The organism is Nocardia puris, assembly GCF_036051655.1.
Taxonomy (GTDB): Bacteria; Actinomycetota; Actinomycetes; order Mycobacteriales; family Mycobacteriaceae; genus Nocardia; species Nocardia puris.
In genome coordinates this window covers 1615988-1626734 of sequence record NZ_CP107943.1, presented here as the reverse complement: position 1 = coordinate 1626734, position 10747 = coordinate 1615988, and the positions used below count along the sequence as shown (strand labels likewise).

8 protein-coding genes are annotated in these 10747 nt (G+C 69.5%); 4 read left to right on the top strand and 4 right to left on the bottom strand.

What is annotated here, in order from left to right; all coding sequences use genetic code 11:
• The 3 genes from OHB21_RS07140 to OHB21_RS07130 are packed head-to-tail and all read right to left on the bottom strand — an operon-like array spanning position 1 to position 3739.
• Entirely contained in the window at positions 1–1848 is a 1848-nt protein-coding gene (locus OHB21_RS07140) for a dipeptide ABC transporter ATP-binding protein (protein ID WP_195124914.1), read from the bottom strand.
• On the bottom strand, positions 1845–2765 hold the full coding sequence (locus tag OHB21_RS07135) for an ABC transporter permease (protein WP_067509787.1): 921 nt from the start codon (positions 2763–2765) through the stop codon (positions 1845–1847). Before OHB21_RS07135 ends, OHB21_RS07140 begins: the two co-directional genes overlap by 4 nt.
• The gene (locus tag OHB21_RS07130) at positions 2762–3739 is read right to left on the bottom strand and encodes an ABC transporter permease (RefSeq protein ID WP_067509785.1); all 978 of its coding nucleotides are present in this window, start codon (positions 3737–3739) and stop codon (positions 2762–2764) included. The genes OHB21_RS07135 and OHB21_RS07130 overlap by 4 nt, the downstream gene beginning before the upstream one ends.
• Positions 3740–3938: 199 nt before the next feature.
• Here OHB21_RS07130 and OHB21_RS07125 point away from each other — a divergent pair, with 199 nt between their 5' ends.
• Both OHB21_RS07125 and OHB21_RS07120 read left to right on the top strand, forming a co-directional pair.
• Entirely contained in the window at positions 3939–4739 is an 801-nt protein-coding gene (locus OHB21_RS07125; RefSeq protein WP_067509783.1) for a Cof-type HAD-IIB family hydrolase, read from the top strand.
• 52 nt (positions 4740–4791) lie between these two features.
• On the top strand, positions 4792–5205 hold the full coding sequence (locus OHB21_RS07120; RefSeq protein ID WP_067509781.1) for a hypothetical protein: 414 nt from the start codon (positions 4792–4794) through the stop codon (positions 5203–5205).
• A 12-nt stretch (positions 5206–5217) separates the two neighbouring features.
• On the opposite strand, the gene OHB21_RS07115 is transcribed toward OHB21_RS07120, so the two are convergent.
• Positions 5218–7647: an N-acetylmuramoyl-L-alanine amidase gene (locus tag OHB21_RS07115; RefSeq protein ID WP_228789724.1), complete on the bottom strand. Its 2430-nt coding sequence runs from the start codon at positions 7645–7647 to the stop codon at positions 5218–5220.
• Positions 7648–7913: 266 nt separating this feature from the next.
• Here OHB21_RS07115 and OHB21_RS07110 point away from each other — a divergent pair, with 266 nt between their 5' ends.
• A complete protein-coding gene (locus OHB21_RS07110) occupies positions 7914–9311 on the top strand; it encodes a SpoIID/LytB domain-containing protein (RefSeq protein WP_113975118.1) in 1398 nt (465 codons plus the stop codon).
• Between the two features lie 467 nt (positions 9312–9778).
• Positions 9779–10552 (top strand): MerR family transcriptional regulator, encoded by a 774-nt coding sequence (locus OHB21_RS07105; RefSeq protein ID WP_232331765.1) that lies wholly within the window; start codon positions 9779–9781, stop codon positions 10550–10552.
• The last annotated feature ends 195 nt before the right edge of the window (positions 10553–10747 follow it).

The following is a 10747-nucleotide window of genomic DNA, read 5'->3' as shown; positions in this document are numbered from 1 at the left end:
TTATCCGCTGACGACCGGTAGGGGTACCGCGTCGATCAGCCTGCGGGTGTACTCGTGTTCCGGATCGGCGAAAATCCGCTCGGCCGGTCCGGATTCGACGATCTTGCCCCGGTACATGACGGCGATGTCGTGGGCCAGGTTGCGCACCACCGACAGATCGTGGGAGACGAACAGATACGACAGGCCGCGCTCGGTCTGCAAGTCGCGCAACAGGTTCAGCACGCCCGCCTGGATGGACACGTCCAGCGAGGACACGGGCTCGTCGAGCACCAGCAGCTGCGGGTCCAGCGCCAGCGCCCGCGCGATGCTGATGCGCTGCTTCTGGCCGCCGGAGAAGTCGGCCGGGTAGCGGTCGGCGTGCTCGGGGCGCAGGCCGACCAGTTCCAGCAGTTCGGGGACGCGGCGGCTGATCTCGGCGCGCGGGCGGCCGTCGATGCGCATCGGCTCGGCGAGCGCGTCGAAGATCGGCAGGCGCGGGTCCAGGGACGCGGTCGGGTCCTGGAACACGATCTGCATCTTCCGCCGGATCTCGCGCTTGTCGGCCTTGGTGAGCGCGGCGACATCGCGGCCCATGATCTCGATTGTGCCCGACTGCGGCGCCACGAGGTCCATGATCTGGGTGAGCGTGGTCGACTTGCCGGAACCGGATTCGCCGACCAGCGCCAGCGTGCGCCCGGACCGCACCTCGAAGCTGATGCCGTCGACCGCGCGCACCTCGCCGCGGCGGCGCTGGAACACCACGCCCGAGGTGATCGGGAACGTCTTGACCAGGTCGGTCACCCGCAGCACCACATCGGGATGGGTCTCGAGCTCGGCGCGCGGCTCCTCGATCTCGGCGCGGTAGGCGGCGAACAGGCCCGCGCTGTCCACCTCGGCGGTGCGGATGCAGGCCGCGGCGTGGCCGGGCGAGGTCATCTCGAGCGGCGGTTCGGCGGCGGCGCAGTCATCGATCGCGATCGGGCAGCGCGGGGTGAACGAGCAACCGCGCGGCAGTTTGTGCATGGCGGGCGGCGCGCCGGTGATCGGGATGAGCGGGGAGCGCGCGGGCCTGTCCATGCGCGGGATGGAGCCGAGCAGCCCCACCGTGTACGGCATCCGCGGCTCGTTGAAAAGGGCTGCGGCGCCCGCGGATTCGACGATGCGCCCGGCGTACATGACGGCGACGCGGTCGGCGAGCGTGGCGGCGATGCCCATGTCGTGGGTGATCATCACGACCCCGGCGCCGGTGATGTCGCGCGCCTTGCGCAGCAGGTTCAGGATCTGCTTCTGCACCGTCACGTCCAGCGCCGTGGTGGGCTCGTCGCAAATGATGAGCGCGGGATCGTTGGCGATGGCCATGGCGATCACCACGCGCTGGCGCATACCGCCGGAGAATTCGTGCGGGAACGCCTTCGCCCGCATCCCGGCGTCGTCGATGCCGACCAGCTCGAGCAGTTCGACGGCCCGCTCGGCCGCCTCCTTCTTGCCCATCGACTTGTGCGCGAGCAGCGCCTCGGCGATCTGATCGCCCACCCGGTACACCGGCGTGAGCGCCGAGAGCGGGTCCTGGAATACCATGCTCAGCGAGCTGCCGCGCAGTTTGGACATCTCGCGGTCGCTGATGCCGAGCAGTTCGCGGCCGCGCAGCCGGATCGAGCCCGTGATGCGCGCCTGCTCGGGCAGCAGACCCATCACCGCCAGCGACGACACCGATTTGCCCGAACCGGATTCGCCGACGATGGCCAGCACCTCGCCGTCGGCGACGGTGTAGTTCACCCCGCGCACGGCGTCGATGCGGCCCTCCTCACTGGGGAACGTGACGCGCAGATCGGCGACTTCGAGCAGGGGGGCGGTGGAGCCCGAGGTCATTCGTCGGCCCCTTTCTTACGCGAGCGGGCCCGTTTGGCGCTGGGGTCGAACGCGTCGCGCAGACCGTCGCCCACCAGGTTCGCCGAGAGCACCGTGATGATCAGCAGGCCGCCGGCGAACATGTACAGCCACGGGTAGGTGAGCGCGGACGCGGTGCCCGCGGCGATCAGCGAACCGAGCGACACGTCCGGCGGCTGCACGCCGAATCCCAGGTAGCTGAGCCCGGTTTCGGCCATGATCGCCGCGCCGACCGCCAGCGTGGTGTCGATGATCAGGATGGACGCGATATTCGGCACGATGTGGCTGACGATCACCGTGCGCGTCGGCGCGCCCATGTAGCGGGCGGCCCGCACGAATTCCCGTTCCCGCAGGCTCAGCGTGAGCCCGCGCACCAGGCGCGCGCTGATCATCCAGCTGAACACCGACAGCAGCACGATCAGCAGCAGGATCGACCCGCTGCCCTTGGTGCGCGGCGCGAACAGCGCGATGATGATGAAGCTCGGCACCACCAGCAGCAGATCCACCAGCCACATCAGCGCCCGGTCGGTCCAGCCGCCGAGCAGGCCGGCCAGGGTGCCCACCGCAGCCGCGATGAGGGTGGAGAACACCGCCACGCACAGGCCGATGATCAGCGATTTCTGGAGTCCGCGCAGGGTCTGGGCGAGTACGTCCTGGCCGATGGCGGTGGTGCCGAACGGGTGGTCCAGGCTGGGCGGCTTGCGCAGCGCCGTGTAGTCGAGTTCCTGGTAGTCCCAGGGCAGGAACGGCGGCAGCGCGAAGCTCAGCACGAACATCAGCGCCAGCACGATCAGCCCGGCCACCGCGGGCTTGTTGCGCAGGAACCGGCGCAGGATCAGCTTGCGCCTGCCCATCGCGACCTCGGGCGCACCCTGGATGATGATCTCGGTCTCGGTCATCGGACACGCACCCTCGGGTCGAGCAAGGCGTAGACGACATCGGACAGCAGACCCGCGATCAGCACCATCAACCCGGCGAACGCGGTGATGGTGACGACCGGGTACAGGTCCTGGGCGTTGATGGAATCGAGCAGCCACTCACCGACGCCGTGCCAGCCGAAGATCTTCTCGGTGAACGTGGCCCCCGTGATGATGCCCGCCAGGCTGTAGGCGAACAGGGTGGCCATCGGGATCAGCGCGGTGCGCAGGCCGTGTTTGTAGAGCGCGCGGTTGCGGGTGAGGCCCTTCGCGCGGGCCGTGCGAATGAAATCGCTGCTCAGCACGTCGAGCATGGCGTTGCGCTGGTAGCGGCTGTAGCCGGCGATGCCGCCGAGCGCCAGCGCGGTGGTGGGCAGCACCAGGTGCTGGAGCCGGTCGAGCAATTGCGGCCAGAAGCCCTCGATCGCGGTCGCCGAGGTCTCCCCGGTGTAGAGGAAGATCTGCGCGCCGGTGAGCGAGTTGATCTCGAGTGCACCGTATTTCAGCAGGTTCGCGAGCAGGAATATCGGGGTGCTCAGAATCAGCAGGGAGAAAACCGTTGTGAAGTAGTCGCTGAATTTGTATTGGCGTATCGCGCCCGCCGCGCCGATCAGCACACCCAGCACGGTGCCCATGATCGAGCCGAGGATGAGCAGGCGCAGACTCGTCGCGACCCGGCGCGGCAATTCCTCGCTCACCGGCTGCCCGGCCAGCGTGGTGCCGAAATCCCCGCTCGGGATGCCCTTCAGCCAGGTGAGGTAGCGCTCCGGAATCGGATCGTTGAGATGTAATTCCTCGGCCTTCGCGTCGATCACCGACTGCGGTGGGCGGGGATTGCGCTGTTCCAGACTGTCCAGCGGGCGGAATGTCAACGACGCGAGACTGAACGTCAGAAACGAGGCCAGCAGCAACAGCACGACATAATTGAGCGCGCGTCGTAGCAGGAAGCCGGTCATCAGTCCTCTGGTTCTGCGGCTGGGCGGGCCAGCGGGGCGAGTGTTAGCACATGATCTTAAGGACGGTGCCCCGGACGCGCGTGCCATGTGGGCCCACGGCATGTCCGCGAAACCCCCGCGCCGGTGGTCCGCGACCGCGCCGAGACGCTTTTCCGGCAGGATGGAATAGGTGACTCGCCTGCACCTCCCCAAGCCGAAGATGGTGGCCACCGACGTGGACGGCACCCTCATCGATCACGACGAACGCGTGACGCCGCGCACCAGGGCCACGGTCGGGGCGCTCATCGCCGACGGTGTGCCGTTCGTGCTCGCCACCGGACGCCCACCGCGCTGGATCGATCCCGTGGTGGACGGGCTCGGGTACGCGCCGCTGTGTGTCTGCGGGAACGGCGCGGTGATCTACGACAGCGCCACCGATCGCGTGCTGGCCAGCCACACTCTCGACGTCGAGACGCTGAGCTGGATGGCCGACCTCGCCGAACGGGCGCTGCCCGGCTGCGGCCTGGCCGCCGAACGCGTCGGCGCCAGCGCGCACGACGCCGTGACGCCGCAGTTCGTGAGTTCCCCGCTCTACGAACACGCCTGGCTCAACCCCGACGACACCGCCGTCGCCCGCGACGAGGTGATCGACACGCCCGCCATCAAGATGCTCATCCGGCTGCGCGGCGCGCCCAGCGGCGAGATGCGCGACGTGCTCGCGCCCCTGATCGGCGATCGCGCCGACATCACCTACTCCACCGACCACGGCCTCATCGAGCTGTCCGCCCCCGGCGTGACCAAGGCGTCGGGTCTCGCCTCGGTCGCGCAGCGCCTGGGCGTGGAACATCCGGCGATCATCGCGTTCGGCGACATGCCCAACGACGTGCCCATGCTGAGCATGGCCGGACACGGCGTGGCGATGGCGAACGCGCATCCGGAGGCGTTGGCGGTGGCGGATGAGGTGACGGCGACCAACGCGGAGGACGGGGTGGCGCGGGTGCTGGAACGGTGGTGGACCTGAGCGGATTTCGCTCGAAGGGCGACATCGCGCCGGGTCACCTAGGGTTCTGAGCATGAGCGCCATGGCGAATCCACCCGTTGCGGCCTGGCGGGATCGCGTCGCGCGGGTGCTGCTCGTGCTCGGCGCCGTCGCCGCGCTGGCGGGCGCGGCGTCGATGATTCCGGATTACACCGCGTTGGCGGGCGCCGAGGTCGAGCGGGTGTGGCGATCGTTCGGGCTGGTCGTCTTCGCGGGGTTGTTCCTGCTGCTGGCGTGGCGGCCGCGGGGGTTGCCCGGTGTGTGGGAGCTGGTGATCTTTCACAAGGCCGCGCTGACCGTCGCCGGCGTGGTCTGGTTGTCGGGTGAGGTGGACGGTGCCGGCGAGCTGGTGGTGAGCGACGGGGTGCTCACGGCCGTGCTGGTGGGGTGCTATCTGCTGACCGAGGGCTGGACCGCGTGGCGGCCCAGCCCTCCTGCCGAGGTGTGATCTCCGGAACGGTCAGCCGGCCGGGGCTGGTTCGGGAGGGGTTGCGGGAGCGGGGGTTTCGGCCGGCGGCGGAGCGGAGACCTCGGTGCCCTCGTCGCGGCCCATTTCCTGCTGGTAGGTCTCGTTGTAGGTCTTCCAAACCGTGGTGACGATGCCGGTGATCTGGTTGAGGATCAGCGAGCCGTACTGGAAGTCGGCGCGCAGGCCGTCGGGCACGGGGTAGGCGTCGGTGAGGGGGAGACCGAGGATGCCCGCGTCGGCGCCGAGTTGCAGGAAGCGGTCCAGGATCTCGCCCAGCACCTCCACCACCTCGCCGTCGGGCGTGGTGTACACGTAGCCGTTGACGAACTTCGCGTACTGCGCGCCCTGCGCGGCGGGCAGCACCTCGGAATCGGCCTGGCCGAGCGGGCCGTCGGGACCGCCCGACGCGGCGTAGTGCTTGGCGATCAGGTTGTCGTTCACCATTGTCAGCAGCTTCGCGGTGAGCGCCGCCAGCGTCGCCAGATCCGACTGGGTCCGTTTGCGCGGTGGCTGCTGCTGATTCGGGCTCGGTCCCCCGCCGCTCGCCGCGATATCGCGGATGCGATCCATCGCCGCGTAGCCGGCGTCGCCGGGGCAGCTGGTGTTGCCGACGTCGCGGTGCGCGAACACGATCGGCAACCGCACCGCCTCACCCTGGCGGTACGGGGTGAACTCGGTGCCCTCGGAGTACATCGTCGTGTAACCCTTGGGGTCCAGGCCGGCGATCTTGGTGCGCCAGCCGACGAACCGGCCGACCGCGTTGATCGCCGCGTCCGAGGGCGCCTCCGACTCGTGGTTGCCCATGAGCGCCACACCCGAGGTGTTCTCGTTGAACCCGCCCGCGTGCGCGCCCTGCACCGGGCGATCCAAGCCGCCCTTGCGGCCCTCGAACACCTGGCCGTACTTGTCGACCAGCGCGTTGTAGCCGATGTCGCACCAGCCCAGCGTGCGCGAGTGATAGGTGTAAATGGCGCGGACGATGCCCGCCGACTCGGATTTCGAGTAGTCGTTGCGGCCCGCCGTGTGATGCACGGTGACGCCGCCGAGCGCGTCGTCGTAGGTCGGTTCGGCGCAGCGGATCGACTCGTCGGCGCCCCACTGCGCGCGGGTGATCACGTTCGGGCCGCCGCCGGGCAGCGCGGCGGCCACCTCGGAGAGCGCGCCGTCGATCGCGCCGCGGCCCGGATCGATGAGCACGGCGGTGAGCGGATCGGCCTGCATAGGATCACCCATCGGCGCGGCGGCGGGTGTGGGCTCCCACGGCGCGGATGGCGGTGCGGCGGCGGGGTTTCCGGCGGCCCGGTCGCGGGTGACGAGGATCTGCACCGCCGTGGTGTTGCCGACGTAGATCGGTTCGGTGCCCGCCGTGCCGCCGGCCGGGGTGGCGTCGTCGCGGCGGGTGTCGATCGGTTCGGTCTCGTACCACGGGCCCCAGGTGCCGTCGGGCTGTTTGGCGCGCACCATCGCCTTGGTGCCCGCCAGATCGGCGGCGGTGAGCGCCACGACGCTGAACGGCGTATCACGCGACAGCTCCTTGACCTGCGCGCCGACCTGATCCACCAGATCCGCGGGCACGGCGCCGGGAGCGAGGGCGGGCGTGTCGGGGGTGGTGCCCTCCGGCAGCTGCGCCGGGTCGGCGATGAAGCGGATGGGCTGGGGGACGGGGCTGGGAGTGGCGGGAGCCGGGATCGACTGGGTCGCGGGGGTGTTCGGGGTGGTGGGTGCGGGGGTTGCGCTGGTCGGGGCGGAGTCGGGTGCGCCCGGGGTGGGTGCGCCGTCGGGGGACGGAGTTCCAGGTGCGGCACCGGCTGGCGGCTGGGAGTCGGGTGCCGTGTTCGCGGGTGCGGAGTCGGGCGCGCTGCCGGGGGCCGGAGCGCCGTCGGGTGCGTGTGGGTTGGGGGTCGCGCCGTCGGGTGAGGGAGCCGCACCGTTGGGGGACTGCGGGTTCGAGCCCGCCGGCGACTGCGAGCCGGGGTTCGACGCACCGGGAGCGCCCGCGTTCGGCGCTCCGGGCGACACGCCGGGCGCGGGTGTCGGAATCGCGGTGCCCGGGGTGGGTGTGGGGATCGCAGCGCCCGGTGCGGGGGTCGGGGTCGCGGCGGGCGCCTGGGTTTCGGGGGCGAAGCGCGGGAGCGGAATCTCCTTGGGTAGCTGCACCCCCGGTGGTAGGGGTAAGCCTTCCGGAATCGGGATGGAGGCGGGCAGCGGGAGCATCCGCAGATCGGAAAGGCGCAGGTCGGGCAGGTCGAGGCCGGTCAATTCGCGCAGCGGCAAGGTGATCTCGGGCGCCTGCGTGAGCATCACCTCGGCCAGCTGGGCGGGCACCGCGGCCACATCGGTGTCGTTGGCTTGGCGGTAGTCGGCCGAATCGCCCGGGACCAGTGCCGCGAGGGGAGCCGCCACCGCCAGCGTGGTCACCATCGGGAGCACGTATGAACGTTTCGGTTTGCGGTGCGGCACGAGCGTCTCCAATCAGGTCGAACCGGTGATCAGGCGCGGTGTTCAGGGCCTTGCTTCCTGATGCATCAACCATCACACTAGTTCACTAATGTCACATATCTAAACCTCTTGTTGAGGATTAGGATCATGTGATTGCTCGAATGTAGCTCTCGGAATGCGACCGGAATGGAAACGACATGCCGACAACCGCGACGTGATCCGGTCCCGACGACCCGTGGGAGTACCCGATGCGCAATAGAATCCGACCAGGTCCGCTACCGTTTCACGCACTGCTGGCCGCGGGCGGCGCAGCGGTGCTCACCGGCACGATGGTGACCGTGGGGGCGTACACGACAGGGGGGTCGACACCCGGCGACACGCCGTATCGGGAACTCGCCGGACCCGGCCACGGACGTGGCATGAGCCAGCACGGCGCCTTCGACAACGCCCAGCAGGGCTGGCTCGCCGAACGAATCCTCGAGCACTACTACCCCGGCGCGACGCTCGGCACCGTCCCGCCGACCGTGCTCGCCGTCCGGCTCCAAGGTATGGACAACGGCTCCCTCGACGCCTTCGCCGACGCGGGCATCCGCGTGGCGGGCCGTGAACTCGAACCCGGCCAGGTCGCCCACCTCACCCCGCTGCCCGACGGCGGCGCGAACGTGGTGGTCACCGTCGGATGCGACGGTGAAGTCCTGTGGCAATCGGCCACCTCCGATCCCTGGGTCTATCCGCTGGATCCGAATCCGGGGCGGCCCGCCGCCGAACACCTGAAATTGTGCGGCGGCCCCAGTTATCGTGGTGCGTTGGGCGTGGCCAGCGAAAATGGTGAATCGCGCGTGGTGAACCGGGTGGACGTCGAGGATTATCTGCTCGGTGTCGTGCCCGCGGAAATGCAGGCCAACTGGGCGGACAAAGGCGCGGCGGAAGCATTGCGCGCCCAAGCCATCGCCGCGCGCTCGTACGCATTGTCCGAAACCCGCTATCCCTATGCCGGGACCTGCGATTCCACCGACTGCCAGGTGTATCCCGGTACCGCCAAAGAGGATCCGCGCGCCGCGGCGGCGGTCGCGTCCACGGCCGGGACGGTGCTCCTGCGCGACGGACGGATCCTGCGCTCGGAGTACTCCTCGGCACCCGACGGGGGTGAGCCCGCCGACATCCAGACCTTCGAGGTGGGGCCGATGCCCTCCGAACTCGAGGTCGCGCGCCCGCCCGCCGACCCGCGCACCCGCACCTCGACCACCGAGACGATCATCGACGCCGAATACCGCCGCACCGGCGGTGAGGACGGTCCGCTCGGCGCGCCGCTCGGGCCGGAGTGGGTGCTGCCGTTGAACTCCGGGACCTACCGGCTGTTCACCAACGGCGTGATCATCGCGACACCGACGCTAGGGCCGCAGGTCATCGACTTCGACACGCTGCTGGATCTGATCCCGGACCCCGACGAGCGGCCGTCGATTCCGGAGAACATGCCGGAGTCGGGCGCGGTGCCGCCCGGGTCGGACACGTCGCCGGGGCAGAACGCCGTTCCCGGTTCGGAGTCCACGACCGGTCCGGATGTGGCCCCGGGCGCGGAGTCCGTTCCGCTGGGACCCGAGCACGTCGTGCCGGGTGAACCCTCGGAACCGGTTTCCTCCGAATAGTTTCCGCTCGCGCGCGGCTTCCCGGTCTCGGCTGGGGGGCCGCGTCGCGCTTTTCGGGGTGACGGGACCGGGTTCGAACGGGCCGCCCACGTACCCCGGGGACCCGAGGCTGCCGAGCAGCGGCGACGCGGGCGAGAGCGTAGGTTCGAGGTGACAGGTGCGAAGCACGCGCCGGACGACTCGTGGCACCTTCCGCTCCGCAGCCGCATGCCGGGTAGTCGTGTGTGCTGCGGGCTAACCGTGACGCGCGCTGTCCGCCCACGCCCGGGTTCCAGAGCGGTGATGCGACCGGGGTCCCGGACGTTGTGGGTCGGCCCGGCTCGGGCGCCGGTGGCTCGAGTCGGTTCGCGGACTGTCTCGGCGCGCTCGTGCCGCCCTCCGCGAAGCCCCTGAACAAACGGGGTTGACCTTGACGCTACGTCAACTTGCAGACTGGTTTCACCGACGAGATGAAGGAGACCCGGATCGTGGGAACGGGTACCCGGACCGGCGAATGGTCCATCCAGGATCTGGCCAGGGCGGCCGGTACCACCAGCCGAACGCTGCGCCACTACGGGCAGCTGGGGCTGTTACCGCCCAGCCGGATCGGCCCCAACGGGTATCGCTACTACGACCAGGACTCCCTCGTGCGGCTGCAACGAATCCTGTTGCTGCGGGAACTCGGCCTCGGCCTGCCGGTCATCGCCGAGGTCCTCGCGGGGGAGCAGGACGCGGCCGCCGCGCTGCGCACGCACCTGGACCTGCTGCGGCAGGAACAGGACCGGATCCGGCGGCAGATCGACTCGGTGACGGCCACGCTGGACAAGACGGAAAGAGGTGAGAATCTCGTGGCAGCAGAAGTTTTCGACGGGTTCGACCACACGCGCTACAAGGATGAGGTCATCGAACGCTGGGGCAAGGACGCCTACGAGAGCGGCGACCGCTGGTGGCGCTCGCTCAGCGACGAGGAGAAGAAGCAGTTCCAGCAGACCCAGGCCGATATCGCCGCCGACTACGGCCGCGCGTTCACCGCGGGGCTGGCGCCCGACAGCGACGAGGTGCAGGCCATCACCGCCCGCCACAAGGACTGGGTCGGTGTCGGCTGGCAGGGGCGTGAGGTGGTGGCGGACTACTTCATCAACCTCGGCCAGATGTACGTCGACGACCCGCGCTTCACGGTGCACTACGACAAGCACGCCGAAGGCACCGCCGCCTTCGTCCGTGACGCGATGAAGATCTACGCCGAGGCCAACCTCCGCTAGGTCGAAGCACGAACGCCCGCACGCCCATCCGCGTGCGGGCGTTCCGCGTGCGGGCGAGGGCGAGGTTCTTTCCCCCGTCGCGGGGTCTGTTGCGCCGAGTGGGAATCGCGCGATTGTTCCCGCGCAGGTGAGTGTGGGGGCACGGTTGGGCATACTCGACCATCGGGAGTGACGATCGCGCGGTGGAGGAGGGTG